Source organism: Saprospiraceae bacterium (assembly GCA_016710235.1).
GTDB lineage: Bacteria > Bacteroidota > Bacteroidia > Chitinophagales > Saprospiraceae > Vicinibacter.
On the sequence record JADJLG010000001.1, the window covers coordinates 2,487,784 to 2,504,048 of the forward strand.

General features: G+C 37.6%; 17 protein-coding genes and 1 tRNA gene. 2 read left to right on the forward strand and 16 right to left on the reverse strand.

Going from position 1 to position 16,265, the window contains the following annotated elements; all coding sequences use genetic code 11:
* Nucleotides 1–23: 23 nt before the first annotated feature.
* The 16 genes from ftsY to IPI99_10065 all read right to left on the reverse strand — a co-directional run bounded on the left by ftsY (nt 24) and on the right by IPI99_10065 (nt 11,179).
* Nucleotides 24–992: a signal recognition particle-docking protein FtsY gene (ftsY, locus tag IPI99_09990; GenBank protein ID MBK7340846.1), complete on the reverse strand. Its 969-nt coding sequence runs from the start codon at nt 990–992 to the stop codon at nt 24–26.
* Nucleotides 993–1,077: 85 nt separating this feature from the next.
* Complete coding sequence (locus IPI99_09995; protein ID MBK7340847.1) at nt 1,078–1,254, reverse strand: DUF4295 family protein; 177 nt, start codon at nt 1,252–1,254, stop codon at nt 1,078–1,080.
* Nucleotides 1,255–1,256: 2 nt separating this feature from the next.
* Nucleotides 1,257–1,445 (reverse strand): 50S ribosomal protein L33, encoded by a 189-nt coding sequence (gene rpmG, locus IPI99_10000; protein MBK7340848.1) that lies wholly within the window; start codon nt 1,443–1,445, stop codon nt 1,257–1,259.
* Nucleotides 1,446–1,462: 17 nt separating this feature from the next.
* Nucleotides 1,463–1,696 (reverse strand): 50S ribosomal protein L28, encoded by a 234-nt coding sequence (gene rpmB, locus IPI99_10005; GenBank protein ID MBK7340849.1) that lies wholly within the window; start codon nt 1,694–1,696, stop codon nt 1,463–1,465.
* Nucleotides 1,697–1,730: 34 nt separating this feature from the next.
* Nucleotides 1,731–1,804, reverse strand: a tRNA-Arg gene (locus tag IPI99_10010).
* Nucleotides 1,805–1,864: 60 nt separating this feature from the next.
* Nucleotides 1,865–2,617 carry a S8 family peptidase gene (locus IPI99_10015; GenBank protein ID MBK7340850.1) on the reverse strand — a complete coding sequence of 251 codons (753 nt, stop codon included), beginning with the start codon at nt 2,615–2,617 and terminating at the stop codon, nt 1,865–1,867.
* A 53-nt stretch (nt 2,618–2,670) separates the two neighbouring features.
* A complete protein-coding gene (locus IPI99_10020) occupies nt 2,671–3,456 on the reverse strand; it encodes a hypothetical protein (protein MBK7340851.1) in 786 nt (261 codons plus the stop codon).
* Nucleotides 3,453–4,241 carry an ABC transporter substrate-binding protein gene (locus IPI99_10025; GenBank protein ID MBK7340852.1) on the reverse strand — a complete coding sequence of 263 codons (789 nt, stop codon included), beginning with the start codon at nt 4,239–4,241 and terminating at the stop codon, nt 3,453–3,455. Before IPI99_10025 ends, IPI99_10020 begins: the two co-directional genes overlap by 4 nt.
* 2 nt (nt 4,242–4,243) lie before the next feature.
* Nucleotides 4,244–5,074 carry a hypothetical protein gene (locus tag IPI99_10030; protein ID MBK7340853.1) on the reverse strand — a complete coding sequence of 277 codons (831 nt, stop codon included), beginning with the start codon at nt 5,072–5,074 and terminating at the stop codon, nt 4,244–4,246.
* Between the two features lie 85 nt (nt 5,075–5,159).
* Nucleotides 5,160–6,725 carry a signal peptidase I gene (gene lepB, locus IPI99_10035; GenBank protein ID MBK7340854.1) on the reverse strand — a complete coding sequence of 522 codons (1,566 nt, stop codon included), beginning with the start codon at nt 6,723–6,725 and terminating at the stop codon, nt 5,160–5,162.
* A 107-nt stretch (nt 6,726–6,832) separates the two neighbouring features.
* Complete coding sequence (locus IPI99_10040; GenBank protein ID MBK7340855.1) at nt 6,833–7,444, reverse strand: pseudouridine synthase; 612 nt, start codon at nt 7,442–7,444, stop codon at nt 6,833–6,835.
* Nucleotides 7,445–7,460: 16 nt separating this feature from the next.
* Complete coding sequence (locus IPI99_10045) at nt 7,461–8,246, reverse strand: SDR family NAD(P)-dependent oxidoreductase (GenBank protein MBK7340856.1); 786 nt, start codon at nt 8,244–8,246, stop codon at nt 7,461–7,463.
* Between the two features lie 16 nt (nt 8,247–8,262).
* The gene (locus IPI99_10050) at nt 8,263–9,597 is read right to left on the reverse strand and encodes a TlpA family protein disulfide reductase (GenBank protein ID MBK7340857.1); all 1,335 of its coding nucleotides are present in this window, start codon (nt 9,595–9,597) and stop codon (nt 8,263–8,265) included.
* On the reverse strand, nt 9,594–10,127 hold the full coding sequence (locus IPI99_10055) for a hypothetical protein (protein ID MBK7340858.1): 534 nt from the start codon (nt 10,125–10,127) through the stop codon (nt 9,594–9,596). The genes IPI99_10050 and IPI99_10055 overlap by 4 nt, the downstream gene beginning before the upstream one ends.
* Nucleotides 10,128–10,261: 134 nt before the next feature.
* Nucleotides 10,262–10,813, reverse strand: coding sequence for a tRNA (5-methylaminomethyl-2-thiouridine)(34)-methyltransferase MnmD (gene mnmD, locus IPI99_10060; GenBank protein ID MBK7340859.1), 552 nt, complete (start codon nt 10,811–10,813; stop codon nt 10,262–10,264).
* 198 nt (nt 10,814–11,011) lie between these two features.
* A complete protein-coding gene (locus IPI99_10065; GenBank protein MBK7340860.1) occupies nt 11,012–11,179 on the reverse strand; it encodes a hypothetical protein in 168 nt (55 codons plus the stop codon).
* A 111-nt stretch (nt 11,180–11,290) separates the two neighbouring features.
* Here IPI99_10065 and IPI99_10070 point away from each other — a divergent pair, with 111 nt between their 5' ends.
* The gene (locus IPI99_10070) at nt 11,291–12,652 is read left to right on the forward strand and encodes a peptidoglycan synthetase (GenBank protein ID MBK7340861.1); all 1,362 of its coding nucleotides are present in this window, start codon (nt 11,291–11,293) and stop codon (nt 12,650–12,652) included.
* A gap of 93 nt (nt 12,653–12,745) precedes the next feature.
* Complete coding sequence (locus tag IPI99_10075) at nt 12,746–16,045, forward strand: TonB-dependent receptor (GenBank protein ID MBK7340862.1); 3,300 nt, start codon at nt 12,746–12,748, stop codon at nt 16,043–16,045.
* Nucleotides 16,046–16,265: the final 220 nt, after the last annotated feature.

Here is a 16,265-nt window from a genome sequence, read left to right on the forward strand (position 1 = left end):
GCAAACATATAAAAAAACTACTGCTAAATTTTGCTGTTTGCTTTTTCAAACAAAGAATCGATAAATGCTCTTCTGTTAAACACTTGCAGATGTCCTATCCCTTCTCCTATACCTATATATTTAATAGGTATTTTAAATTGATCGGAAATACCTATTGCCACGCCGCCCTTTGCAGTTCCGTCTAGTTTTGTCAGGATGAGTCCGGTCACATGAGCTGTATTTGTAAATTGGCGACATTGTTCGATTGCATTTTGCCCTGTAGTTGCATCCAGAATCAACAACACTTCATGTGGTGCACCGGGCATCGATTTTCCAATCGATCTTTGGATTTTTGAGAGCTCTGTCATGAGGTTGATTTTGGTGTGTAACCTTCCTGCAGTATCAATGATCAGTACATCGGTCTTGTTTTGAATGGCTAATTGCGTTGCTTCATATGCTACAGCAGAAGGGTCTGCACCCATACCTTTGGTAAAAAAATCACAACCAACTCTTTCGGACCAAATTTTTAATTGATCTTCTGCAGCAGCACGGAATGTGTCACCGGCGGCGATCATCACTTTCTTTCCCTTGAGAGAATATTGATAAGCCAATTTTCCTATACTGGTTGTCTTTCCTACACCATTTACACCAACTACTAGTATAACATGAGGTAGCGTAGGGCCACAATCATAATCTTCCAGATCTTCTGTATTATTTTCTGAGAGGAGTAGGGTGATTTCATCTCTCAAAATCTCACTCAATTCAGATGCGTTCAAGTATTTGTCCTTGGCGACGCGATCTTCTATGCGATCGATGATCTTGATGGTGGTATCCAAGCCAACGTCGGACGTTACCAATATTTGTTCAAGATCGTCCAATATCTCTTCATCAATAGTACTTTTACCGGCAACTGCTTTAGTGATCTTGTCCAAAAAACCGGTCTTGGTTTTTTCAAGACCTTTGTTTAATTCAGACTCTTTTTCTTTACTAAAAAATCTATCGAAAAAGCCCATATTTTAGAATTGGGTTAAAATGAAAATGAGAAGCCAGCATGATTCACTGACTTCTCATTAGAGAATTTTTTATAATATTGAAATATTATTTCGATTGTTCAAAGAAGTCTTTAACCTTGTCTTTGTGGACAATGGACTCTTTGTATGTATATTTTCCAGTAACTGGATCTTTGATGGGTTTGATGACCTTCACAAAATCCCTACCGGAACCTGCATTTGCAGCACGTTGTGCAACCTTCGCGTTCTTGGATACTTTAGCCATGATTATTTAATTTCTTTGTGAACAGTATATTTCTTTAAAATGGGATTGTACTTTTTTAGTTCAATTCTATCCGGAGTATTTTTTCTGTTCTTTTCAGTGACATACCTTGAAGTTCCCGGCATACCTGAAGCTTTGTGCTCCGTACATTCCAAAATAATCTGGAGTCTGTTTCCTTTTGATTTCTTTGCCATGGTAAATATGATTATATTTAGAAACCTGCTTTTTTGTCTAATTTTTTCATATAAGCAAATAGACCTAACTTGTCTATGGTGCGAATTGCCTTTGCTGTTACTTTCAGCTCAAGCCATTCTCCCGTCTCCGGTATGAAAAACTTTTTCTTTTGAAGATTTGGATTAAATCTCCTTCTCGTCTTGCGGTTTGAGTGCGAGACATTGTTGCCATAAAGTGGCTTTGTGCCTGTTAAATCGCATACTTTAGACATATCTCCTGTTTCGTTTACTTCTGATTAAAATTTGTGACTCCGTCAGGATTCAAACCTGAAACCTCCTGATCCGTAGTCAGGTGCTCTATTCAATTGAGCTACGGAGCCTCTTAGTTTCAAAATTCAGAGCGCAAAGATACACTTTTTTTACAATTCAACCTGAACCTTTTAGATTTTTATAAATTTTATGCTTTTCTTACCGTCACTGTCATTCAAAGTGAAAATGTAGAGTCCTTGGGGCAGGTAGCTGATATCCAAAATTATATTACTGGCCCCATTGGGATTTGCAGGTATGATTGATTTTAATACCACCTGCCCTGTTACATTGAATATCCCAACATCTGCAGCTTCTATTCTGGTTGGATGGTAATCCACTTGTAGCTTTCCCTGACTTAAAGTATAGTGTAGCTCAGCAATCCTTTCTGGACTCGTGACACCACAATATTCCATCAAACAATTGAAAGCTTTATAGACATTCAGCCGGGAGCCTGTTGCTGTAATACCTGTGAGATCCACGAGTTTATCTGAGCATGTTTCAATCAGCTTTCTCACTAATCTGGCTGCGGAATCAGGTTGAGTCTTGGCGAGTGTCGTCAATTTAGGACAAAACTGATAAAGCAATCCTACGGTTGCTGTTACATGAGGACTTGAAAAAGAACAACCCGATACAGGTTCTACATTTCCACTGGAATTGATCCCTGGAATATCTTCACCCGGTGCACCCATATCTACATGTACCTTGTTGTACCCGGCAGCCGTCACTTTTCTATCTTGAGAATTCGTGTTTGTCACCGTTATCAAATATGGACTGGGACAAAGTCCGGGAATATCACCGGCGACGGCTATGTCATATGGGTCATTGATTGTCGCACAGGAATTGAGTATTCCGTTGATTCCTACTGAATCATAAATCCCACACAATAATGAATATTCTGTCGGAAATGCATCAGGTATTCCAACAGAAATATTAGTTCCTACGACAAAACCTCCCTTTTTCCATTACTCCTCATGTATTGCTTTCTGAGTTGCATAAAATAGACATAACAATCCATCATATCAAATGAAGTATTTGCAGAGCAAGGAACCAATTTGACCTTTTGCATTACTCCTGTGAGTTTGACCTTGTTGTCGCCCCGCGCACCGATCGTAGACAAAACTTGGGTTCCATGTGACATGATGGGGTGATCATCACCAATACCGGCTCTGGCACTGTATCCTGTATAATCATCTACATACCCATTTGCGTCATCATCTTTCATATTGTCAGGTATTTCACCATAGTTGTGAAATAAGTTCAAGAACAAATCATCTTCATTTATATTAAAACCTAAGTCCACGACACCGATAGCTATTGTATCTCCTTCTGGGGAGAGTCCCGAATTTCCGAAGCACCACACTTCATTTGCTCCGATTTTTTCCATGGACCACTGTGTAGCAAACAGAGGATCATTGGGATTGCATGACCTGGAAGTTAGCGTACTGTTGATTTGGAATCCGAGGATATTTGGAGATTGAGCCAATAGGCGAATCTCATCTGAAGATTGAAGATTTTTAGGAAACTCAATCAAATCTAATTCAGTGTTCCCTAATTGAATTGTTCCAAGTACTTTATAATTATTTACGGCATTTTCATCCTTGCCAAAACTGATGCTTGATTCTGCTCTTCTTTCGATAATATACTGGTGAGCTATCCTTTGTGCTTTTGATAAGCTAAAACAAATAACCAATAGTGCTCCCAGTATTGTGTGTCGTCGCATCATAAACTTTCCTTTATTTGATTTCTTAACGAAAAAAAGTAATCAAAGCTACTAATTATTTTACTTCCATACCATGAAAATGCCTTTGCATCTACCAGTACACTGGGGAAGGGGAAGTATGCCTGGTCTTTTGATGCAAAAGGATATGGTTCATCTGAAAGCAAGAGTATATCGGGATCTTTTTGGGCGATTTCTTCAAGAGTCAGAGCAGGGTATCTCAACATATCGGAGCAAACATTGATCCAACCTGCTGCTTCTATCATACTATGTATAAATGTATCACCTCCAACACTCATAATTGGATTTTTCCAAATTAAATAACAAATGCGATATTTTGAATTGTTAGAATTTAGGTTTTGGTAAAACTTCATTTCCTGTTGAATCCGATCATTGATCCGATTTCCTAAATTCTGACTGTCCGTAATCTTGGAAATATCAGAAATTGTACGTTGATTGTCCGATAGATTTTTGATCTCACTGATATATACATTAAAATATTCTTTGAGTTCAACAATGGCATCTTTTGGATTCTCTTCTTTGTTTGCAATAATCAAATCAGGCCTCAACTCAAGTATGGCTTGAATGTCAAATTTTTTTGTACCTCCAATCTCTTTACATTCCTTGGATAATCTGGGATCATTAGGGCAATATCTCGTCTTCCCAATAATTCCATTTCCAAGTCCAAGATCACAACAAAGCGATGTTAAGGAAGGTACTAAACTCACTATTCGTTGAGCAGATGGATTGAACGTTATATCAAATCCCAATTGATCCTTAATCTGGATCATTACTATTCTAATACATTTACAAAAAACAAGTAATCCCCAAATCCTGCAATCCGATTAATTTGTTTTATCTGGGGATAGGGTAGGCTGAGTGTTTTTACCCATCTATGTTCTGCGGGATTTAATAGAAAAAATGTTTGTCCATTACCGCATATAATCTGATTGGTGTTTGTCAGGTAAAAATCTTCTGTACCAAATGGCATATCAGCCAATATTTCCGCCCGTTCAGTGATTGGGTCATATTTTTTTAATTTCCATTTAGAATCGAGAATTTTATGAACAAAGTAAATCATTCCATTCTTGACTTCAAAACTTCTACCTATATGGGATGCAAACATCTTTCTCACCTCATTGTCTTCATTGCAAAAGGCAAGTAGATTGCTTTCATCTACTATAAAACATACCCATTTTTTTTCACTAAAAAATCTGTAGTAACCAATTTTGCCGTGATGGCTTAATAAATCAATAGGTTTGTTCTGATTAATCCTGTTAATACCAACCAATGATTGCGTGATTGTATCAGCTTCTGGAACTCTCACCACAGTGATTAGGTCTTTGATCTGAGGATGAAGTCTTGGTGAATATTCAGAATGTGCTGAATTGCTTAAATTTCTTATGGATGATTCATCCAGATCAAATTCATAAATATCCGTTTGGTCTGAACCACGTAATTGAACTGTAGCGAGAAAGTGATCAGCGGACAAAGGGTACACCTGATTGTTATACGCACCGGGATTGTTACCCGACAGAAGTAGAATTTGATCAAAATTCCATGAACTGTCTTCTATGTTATTGATCCGTATTCGATAAATTTCTGTTATAGGTAATTGAGCCATATTAGGTTCAAAACCTGACACCAGGAATCCAATTAAGAACCAAAATTTTATACAAATTCTCAGCATAGATTTAATTCAGAACGGATTAATCTACTTTGTTCGGTGATCTGAATATTCTATTCCAATTAATACCATCCCGGAGAGTAGCATTCTTTAAACTAAACCAGATCAGTATCGGTTTTCCGACAATATGGTCTTCCGGTACAAAACCCCAGTATCTGGAATCTTCAGAGTTGTGTCTGTTGTCACCCATTGCCCAATAATAGCTTTGTTTAAATGTATAAGAATCAGCTACCTGATCATTGATGAATATTTGACCATTTTTTATCTCCAACTTATTGCCTTCATATGTTCCAATCACACGTGTATATAATGCAATATTTGACAAATTTATTGGGATCGTAACTCCTTTTTGTGGCATCCAGATTGGCCCATAATTCGCAATTGTCCAGTTGTTAAAATGCGCTGTATCGTAGGGGAATAATTGATGGTCCAAAGGTTGATACCTTTCGACCTGAATTTGAGGATCAATTGCTTTTATTCTACCGACCTGATCCTCATCTAAAGCATAGATACCCCGATTTGGGTCCGATTCTTTCAAGCTCACACCCCATTCATCGAGTTTTTTTAATGGGAGAGGAAATGGAGATTTTACAAAATATACAAACTGCAAATGTCTGGGATTAGCTGAGGCTACCCCATTGATGAAAACCTGATTGTCAATGATCTGCAGGCTATCTCCTGGCATTGCAACACAACGTTTGATATAGTGATCCTTTTTGTCAAGAGGTCTGACAACCAATTTCTGTCCTGCAACCTCACGCCTAGCTTCGGGTTGCTGTTGAACTTGAAACGCTGCCCAACTCCTTTTTGGCGTGACATAAACGCTATCACCTGCCGGCCAATTAAAAACAAATGGATCATTGCGCTTGATAGGAGACAGTGCAGGTAACCTTTTATAAGGTAAACTAGGTTTGCTCAAATATGATTCTGTACCCAAGATAGGAATAGTATTATGCAATAAAGGTACCATAGCTACAGTCATTGGCATCCTGATACCATAATGAGCCTTGCTTACAAAGAGAAAGTCACCTACTTTCAAACTGCCTTCCATGGATGAAGTAGGTATCACAAATGCTTCGATTAAGAACATTCTGATAAAGGCAGCTGCGAACACAGCAAAAATGATAGACTCCAACCATTCTCGCATACTATTTTTCGCATATGCGCTTGTTGATTTTAATTTATTGATTCTATTTTCATCCTTCGCTTTAATTGCATCATGTAATTGGTTGTGATAATTTTTTTCAGCAGTATATCCTGGTTCAATGTATTTTATTGAATCATTTTTTCCGATCATATAAAATATAACAGGAGGCAAAATCACTGCCAGTGTGCTGTGCCAAAATCTCATCATCCCAAAAGATCTGACCAGGTCGATGCACATTCCTGTGAATATGAAAATATTCACGATAGGAAATAATAGCCATAGAGCATGAGATGGTTTTCTGCCTATAATTTTACACCATTCGACGAAATTTATACCGGGAATCCATGCTTTGCTCGCCTCAACTCCTGCTTTTGGAAAAACCCATGAAAGACTGAGACAAAGTATGATATACAAAAAGAGAAAAATAAATATAGCAGTCACTTGTTCGGTTGTTTTATGTCCCAAAGATAAGTCAATTCATATGAAAGCAAGTCATTTAAGACCTATGGTCGATTTCAATAGATAAAATCCGCCTGAATGTGGATAAATCAATGTGGCAGTACTTGCGCAGGATCTATTTCGATGACGCTTCCTACCGGAAAATGTAATTTCAATTCTGCTATTTGCCACCTGATCAGTCTCAGGACAGGATAACCTACAGAGGCCAACATCTTCCGCACCTGTCTGTTTTTGCCTTCATCAATGGTGATCATGAGCCATGAATCCGGAATGGTTTTGCGGTATCGTACAGGTGGCTGTCGATCTTGAATTGTCTTTGGACAATTGGAGATATCGGCAGATATTGCTTTGGTTCGATAGCGCTTTCCATTTACCGAGATAAAAACTTCCGATTCCAAAATTTGACATGTGGACGAATCAATAATGCCTTCGAGCTGACACAAGTATTGTTTGCAGACATGATTTTTGGGTTCCATTATTTTTTGTTTAAAAATCAAGTCATTTGTGAGTAATAAAAGTCCTTCGCTGTCCTTATCTAATCTTCCACAAGGATAGACATCAGGAGGAAAGTTGAAGTATTTGCCTATGGTAAGATCCCCTTCTCGCTCTTCTGAAAACTGAGAAAGCACTCCATAAGGTTTGTGAAAAGCATAATATTTGTATTGCTTGATTAACTGTGCTTTGTAATAAAATTTGGGCATGACTCCAATTTGAAATCTATACTTGATCTAAGCTGTATTTCCTGCCTGTACGATCGATCATGATTGCCGAAGCTTGTTGAGTACTGGTCAAAACAACATCATGTACCATGACATGCGGAGGTCTCGTTATGATGAATTCAATTGTATCTGCTACATCCGCAGGTTGGAGAGGAGTGAAATCTTCATAAATTTTTGCTCTTTGGGCATCACCTTCAAATCTTGTGATTGCAAATTCTGTGTTTTCCACATGTCCTGGAGCAATTTGGCTGACTTTGATATTGTAGCTGAACAAATCCATCCTCATGGCTTTAGTCAATCCATCAACGGCAAATTTGCTGGCACAATAGGCATTACCTTTTGGATACGCCTCCTTACCGGCTGTACTGCCGATATTGATGATGTGGCCGGATAAATTAGTCTTCATAATTTGACTTACAAATTTGGAGATGTACAGCAATCCTTTCACATTGGTATCGATCATGGTATCCCAATGTTCGGTATTACCTTCTTCTATGCTATCCAGACCAAGGGCAAGACCGGCGTTATTCACCAAAATATCTATCTTTCCAAACTGATCAGGGATACTTACTATTGCACTTTCTACAGCATCTTTATCCCGAATATCAAAATCCAATATAAGGTTTTCACATTCAAAGCGAGAATTGAGTTCTTGACTTAAATGAATCAGCTTTTCTTTTCGTCTTCCGCACAATATTAGTCTGTATTCTTTTTTTGATGCTAGCAATGATGCAGTAGCTTTACCGATGCCGGAGCTTGCTCCTGTGATGAGAACAGTTTTCATGACTACCTTACTTGAGTTATTCTTTTTCTTGTTTTAAGAAATGGATCGTTTCATTAAATTCATCTTTGAAAGATTGATATTTTGAAGTTGCCGGTCCATCAAAACCGGTATGAATCTTTCTGATCTTATTTTTGGAATCTAGGATGATCATTGTCGGAAATGCTTTTATCTCATCAATTTGAGGAAATAGTGCAGAAGCGGAATCTCTATTAGCCGGACCTGCCAGAAGGATTTCATATGGTAGGTCGAGCTGCTTTTTATAGGAAGCAATTCTTTGCAAAGCAAGGTTTTGATCCTTGTGTCTTTCAAATGCTAATCCAATTACTTGAATATTGTAATCCTGGTGATTCGCTAAATACTCCTTAAGAAATGTGGACTCATCTCTGCAGTTTGGACACCAGGATCCTGTTATTTGCAATATTTTTATTGTGTTTTCATATTTTTTATCGTAAATTGAAATCCATTGTCCTTCCGGATTTAAAAGCTTGAAATTTACTGGCATATCAGAAATCTTTTGAGCGATTGAATCAGGATTTTTCAAAGTTCCGTTTCGTGTTTTATGTCCATGAAAATCTGCACTATAATGGACCCCTGAATAAAATTTTCCGTACATGCTATCTTCCGTCACTTCAGCATCAAACAAAAAGGCATGGCCTCCATTGAATCCTGAAAGTCTCACATGATTGCCCTTGACTTCCCCACCAAGAAAACCAAAATCCCCGGTCTCTGTTCGAAAAGTACCTTTGGCGTCTGTTGAAAGTTGTACAAATTCTCCTATTGCATCAAATTTGTCTCCGGTGCTATCTTTAAAAACTACTTGCCATTCCCCATTAATATCTACTTCTGCTTTTTCAGGCAGTTTGCTAAAAAGAAAGTCTTCAGAATATCTCGCTTCAAATGGAATATGGTAGTTTTTTTTATCGCGCACTACAAAAAATCCTTTCATTTTATTTTGCTCAAAAATGCCATTAAGAAAAGCATCATAAGGAGCCAATTCAATATGGAAGGTGTCATCTCCTGTTTTTCGATTTCTACCCGTGTGCAAGTCAGAATATACAAGCTGCTCGTCACCGTTGTAAATCGTCATGAATGCGCTCGAATCTTTATTGTAACCAATGGAAAATTTGAATGGAATAAAAAATTGTTGTTTACTATCACTTACATCCCGTGTGACTTCTTCGTCCTTTCCTTTAGTTACTATCATTTGCCTGTAATCTTGCAAAATGAGTTTGCCTCTCCAAATTCCGGGTGCTATTCCTGTATAGGGATTTTGGATGCGGACACAAGATAATTCGATGAGTACAAATCCAATAAAAAAAGTTGAATAAAGTAAATTTTTCGAAACAATCATGAATCAGATTTTTCACCAACAAATTGTTGTTCTTTATTTTTAAACAAAATATTGAAAGTTGTCAAGCTGCCATAAATTCTTGTTATATATTGTTGTAAATTGATTTTATCATCTTCATCTAATTTACTCGCATTGATTCTTTGTTCCATTACCCGAAGTCGATCCCTGACCATAGTTATTTTATGAAAAAAATTATCAATTGGAATTTCTTTTTCTTTCAGACCAACTTCTCCTGGCTTAAGGATCAAAACTCCACCTTTCCATTTATCGCCAATAGGCACAATTTCTGAAATATCAGACCATGCATGTAAAATTTTTGCAAGAGATCTTTCCATATCATTAAAACTTACATTTTCTGACATTTCTATCGCCTCTATTACTTCCCAGGATTGATAGTCTTTACCAACCGATTTTATGCCAAATTGTGTGAAGCAAACTTGATATGCTATATTTTCAACGGATATAATGACTCCGTCTCCAAATGCAGGATGCTTTACACGAGAACCAACACCTAAAATTGTAGATTTCATTTAATTTGTATTGTTTATTTTCTTTTCTTGTTGTGCAGAAATAATATTTTAGTTATTTCCACAACGAATTTATTTTTGATTTTGAAATTTGCTCTGAATTCCAAAGACAAAGTTATATGAATAATGCTAATGATTTATAATATGTTTTTTGCCGTTTTTATTGCTCTGGTCACCTCTCTTTTTCCAGGGGGACCAGGTAAAGGTTCAAGTTGAAAACCAATGTTTCTTAGCTTTCTTTTAACCTCTCCTTGCGCACAATAGCTTAGCCAGATCCCGCCTTCTTTCAGAGCATCGTACGATTTTTGAAGAGAGGCCTGACTCCATAATTCACTCTGTGAGCCCGGCCCAAAGGCATCATAAAACACCACATCCATCGAGCCCGCCAGTTGTTGATAATTTTGCCAATCAGCATAAATTTTCTTCAATCCAAAATGATCATCCAGCTGGACATTCTGATTCCACGGAACGGAATGGATAGCATGAAATTTTTGTGAGCCCAGATATAGGGTTGGATTACAATATGGCAAATCGTTCCATACGTCTTCTTCAAGTGGAAATTTATCAACAGTGGTATAATGGATATGAAATTGTTTCTCCTCGGAAGTGATCCAACTCAGCCATGCATTGATCCCAGTACCAAAGCCCAATTCAAGTATGTGAATTTGATCATCTTGGAGCTTGGCCATATGATTCAAGCCGTACGTTATGTAAATTAGCTTGGATTATGTGAGTGCTCCATGGATTGAATGATATGTCGAACCTGTACATGGATCAAGCAATGTTGTTGATCCATCTCTTGTCAAAATAGCCGTAGGTTTGACCATAAATGAAAAAACCGGCGATCAAAGAAGGCCGGTTTAGATTTTTATTTCTTTACTTTAGAATTATATCAATCTAAACAATTCACTCAATACCGTTTTACAACAAATGTAAATATCTTGTGTCAAAGAAAAGTCGTAAGGACATCCATAGCCACGACTGCATGAACTCAATCCCGCAAGGGCCACGAAAGCAACTCCTAAAGTGAGCAGGGAAAAATTCTTCTTCTTCATATTTATTGACATTTAAGTGATAACTTGAAATGAAACGTACAGCAAAATTAATTTATTTCAATGAAATGGTGTTATGTTTGGCGAAAATAGTAATATTTTAACAAATTCTACATGGCTAGAATACATTTGATCGCAATAGGAGGTAGTGTGATGCATAATTTGGCCTTGGCTTTACATGCATTGGGTCATCAGGTGACAGGGTCAGATGACCAAATCTATGAACCGGCTGCAAGTAGGTTGAATGCTGCTGGACTTTTGCCGCATTCTGAAGGCTGGAATCCTGATATTATAAGCCCTGATGCAGATGTAGTTATCCTGGGAATGCATGCGAAATCGGACAATCCTGAGTTGAAGAGAGCACAGGAATTGGGACTGCGGATTATGTCGTTTCCGGAATATTGTTTTGAAATGTATAAGCACAAACAAAGGGTCGTGATTGCCGGCTCACACGGAAAGACTAGTACGACAGCAATGTTAATGCATGTGCTCCGGAAATTGCGATTTGATTTTGATTATCTGATTGGAGCGCAGCTCAATGGTTTTGAAACGATGGTGCGATTTTCTGATGCAGGGTTGAGTGTTTTGGAAGGTGATGAGTATCTTTCTTCTTGTTTGGATTTAAGGCCTAAGATTCTCCATTATCATCCTCAAATAGCAGTAATTACTGGATTGGCTTGGGATCATTTCAATGTTTTTCCTACATGGGAATCATATGTTGGTGCCTTTCGATCTTTTATTTCGAGTTTGCCGGTAGGGGCGACATTGATATATTTTGAGGGGGATCATCATTTGTCCTCCCTGGTTGAAGAAAGACAAAGTGATTTACAGCTTGTACCCTATAACACATTGGATTCAATTGATAGGGAACATGAAACTATACTGCAGCTTGAAGGAAATGAATACCCGCTTCAAATTTTTGGACGCCATAACTTGCAGAACTTGGCAGCTGTGCTGCAAGTCTGTCATTGTTTGGGGATTTCCAAAGAAAATTTTGGAAAAGCAATCGAAGATTTTAAAGGAGCTGCAAAACGACTGGAATTAATACACCGGGAGCTTGACAAAAGGCTTTACCTGGATTTTGCACATTCTCCCAGTAAAGTTAAGGCTACCATACTTGCTGTGTCTGAAAAATTTAGAGGGCGCAGCTTATTGGTAATCCTGGAATTGCATACTTATAGCTCGCTCAATAGCGAATTTATTGACCAATATCATTCCACCACAACCTCTGCAGATCATGTGATTTTATTTATAGATGAGCTTGCTGTTCAAATCAAAAGAATGGCTTTGTTGAAAAATGACCAAATCATTTCAGCTTTTGGTCGCTCAGATATTGAAATTTGCTATACAAAAGATCAGCTGCTCAAAAAGATAGAAGAGGTGATTCAGAATTATGATATCATTTTATTTCTAGGGTCAGGTTCATTTGGAGGGCTAGATATTAGAAAGTCAGCACAAAGCTGGCTCGCAACATGAACATATTGTAAAGTTTTATATAGGTATCTTTTTCATATGATTTTAGATTTGTAGCTTTGCCGATACAATCCATTCCATTTTAAACAAAACTTTATGAAAAAAAACGAATTTTGCATTGACCTAAAAGCATTATGGACGCTTTTGGCAGTGATTTTTATGGCAAGCTTTTCCTTTGGACAAGGAGTCACCTCCGGTCAGCTTTCCGGTAAAATTACAGATCAAAACAATCAACCTATTGATGGTGCGGTTATCCAAGCCATACATATTCCATCCGGTACTTCTTATTCAACATTCACTGACCCGAGTGGAATTTACAATATTTCCAATATGAGAGTTGGTAATCCTTATCGCATAGTTTTTTCTATGATAGGCTATGGTTCACAGCAGTATGATAATGTGGATATACGCTTAGGGGAGAATAAGAAGATGAGTGCCAGTTTAATAGAAAAAGTAACCGAACTCTCCACTGTAGAGGTGGTTGGTGTTTCTGGAAATGTTGGAGAGACCTCAGGCGCCGGTACACAGGTAACCAGCGAGAACATCGCAAATATGCCTACTCTGAACAGAGACATTAAAGATTTTACTAGGCTGACACCTCAATCGGCTTCTTTTGGTGATGCAAGTTCTTTCGCAGGGACAAACAACCGTTATAATGCTATCTATATTGACGGTGCAGTCAATAATGATGTTTTCGGCTTGGCAGCTAGTGGGACTAACGGAGGACAGACAGGAATAAGTCCATTTTCAATGGATATCATTGATCAGGTTCAAGTGATCTTATCTCCTTATGATGTATCTTATGGAGGTTTTGCAGGTGCAGGTATTAGTGCGGTTACAAAATCCGGCACAAACAGGACTGAAGGAACTGCCTATTATTTTCTGCAAAATGAAAATCTCGTAGGCAAAACAAACAAAACCTATGCTGAACGATATGGTATTGCAGATTCAGCGAGAGCCAGAGTTGCAGATTTTACAAAGTCTACTTATGGTGCTTCACTTGGAGGGCCAATCAAAAAGAACAAATTATTTTATTTTATAAATGCAGAGATACAAAAGGACGAAACACCAATTTTGTTCGATTATAGCACATACAAGGGAAATAGCGATCAGACGAAAGTGCAAGAGTTGAAGAATAAGCTCATCAACGATTATGGTTATGATCCGGGGAATTTTGGAAATGCTAGCGACGATCTAGATGGCTTAAAGCTTTTTGGAAAAATTGACTGGAACATCAATAATTCAAATCGCCTCACCCTGCGCCATAGCTATACGAAAGCTGAGCAATATGATCGAAATGTAGGTTCATCAAGTACCATAAATTTTTCGAATAATGGAGTTTATTTTCCAAGCACGACAAACAGTTCCGCACTCGAGCTGAACAGTAGATTTGGAAGCAGATTTAGTAATAATTTGATATTGGGATATACAAATGTAAATGATGACAGAGACGCCATCGGAAACCCATTTCCATATGTAAGGATCCGAGATGGTGCAGGCACTATCATTTTTGGTACTGAAGAGTTTTCAACTGCAAATGTGCTGGATCAAAAGATTTTTACTTTAACTGATAATTTCAAAATATATAGAGGAAAACACACTTTTACGCTTGGGACACATAATGAATTCTATGATATCAGAAATGTTTTTGTGGGTCAAAATTATGGTTCATATACATTTGATTCTTTATCAGCATTTATGAATAATCTGAATGCAAGTGTATATAATAGATCTTATTCACTAGTAGACAATCTGACAGGAGATGAGACTTCTGCTGCTGCGGAATTCAATGCGATGCAATTGGGTTTTTATTTGCAAGATGAAATTGCCATCAATAATAGATTTTCTCTTACTGCGGGATTGAGATTGGATGTACCAATTATTACTTCAAATCCTAAGTTAGATACCTTCCTGCAGAATACAGCAATCTCAAAGATTGAAACTTATTACGATAAAGCAAAAGATGTAAAAGTGGGCAATGCACCAGATGCTCAGTTGATGTGGTCACCTCGATTGGGATTTACGTACCAGTTATGTGAAGAAGCCAAACATACTTTGAGAGGAGGAATTGGAGTATTTACAAGCCGTGTGCCGTTCGTTTGGCCAGGTGGAATGTTCAATAACAATGGTCTTACCATCGGTACAGTTTCTCAAAGAGACATACCTGGAGGGGTTAAGTTTGAACCCGGTGTAGAGAAACAATACACGAATCCAAATTTCAAAGTCCCAAGTGGATCGGTAGATTTGTTCGTAAGTGGATTTAAATATCCTCAAGTATTGAGATCTAATCTTGGTTTGGACATAAAACTACCTGGAAATGCAAATTTGTCCATAGAAGGCATATTGTCCAAAACGCTTAATAATATAGTATATACAAATATCAACTCTGACACTGCAAAGAGTGCAAATGGACCTTGGTCCGGCGGTGGAGACGACAGAACAGTATATGCTAACAAAAGTATAGTAAGTAATTATTCGGCAATTTATTTGGCTTCAAATACATCCAAAGGAAGTACATATTCTATTACTTCATCATTGTCAAAGAGATTTCATAATGGATTAAGCGGTAGCGTATCTTATACATTTGGCGATGCATTTTCCTTAAGTGATGGTTCTTCTTCTCAGAATTCAAGCCAGTGGAGAGGCCAAGTGAACGTTGACGGAAGAAATAATCCAGATTTTGGCCGATCAGACTATGCTATAGGCCACAGAGTGATGGCAAATCTTGGTTATGTGATCAACTGGGCTAAAAAATCTTTATACAATACTAGCATTACGCTGTTTTACGATGGCCACAACAACCAGGCATATTCCTATTTGATAGATAATGCATCTAATCCGAATGGCGAAACAGGAAGTACAGGTAGAAATAGAAGCTTGGTATACGTTCCAATCGATCAGAACGATATCACATTGGTAGATTATAAGGACGCAAAAGGGAATACAATCTCAGCTGCAACACAATGGGATAATTTGAACAAGTATATTGATTCAGACCCTTATTTGAGCAAACATAGAGGTGAATATGTTGAAAAAAATAGCAATCTTGGTTTGTTTACCAACTATTTTGATTTGGCCCTGCGCCAAGATCTGGGTATGAAAATCAATAACAGAGTTCATAAATTGCAATTCTCATTTGATGTTTTCAATTTAGCTAACTTACTCAATCCAAAATGGGGAGCCAGATACTATGTTCCGGGATTCTCAGGTGACCAGTTCAATTATTATGGTTTGTACCGATTTGAAAAATTGGTTGCAGATCCAAATAATGGAAATAAAGTGAGCAAACCTACGTTCTCATATCGAGGAGGATCAGAGTATGGAAAAGAGACACAAGAAATTAGCAACTTTTCCAGCCGTTTTCAGGGAAGATTGGGAGTGAGATACATTTTCTAAGAATCATTATTTTAATGGGTTTAGAGTAAAAGGCCGTTTTCGAGCGGCCTTTTATTTTATGCATACTACCCATTAATTTTTTTAAAGGATGTATCAGCAATTTTTTGAATAATTTGGCTTATTCAATTTTTTATTCGAATTATTTTGCAAGAATGAACGGACCAAACAACTGGGGAATAGAATCTGTAAAATTGAACATCGCATTATTTCTATATTGGAT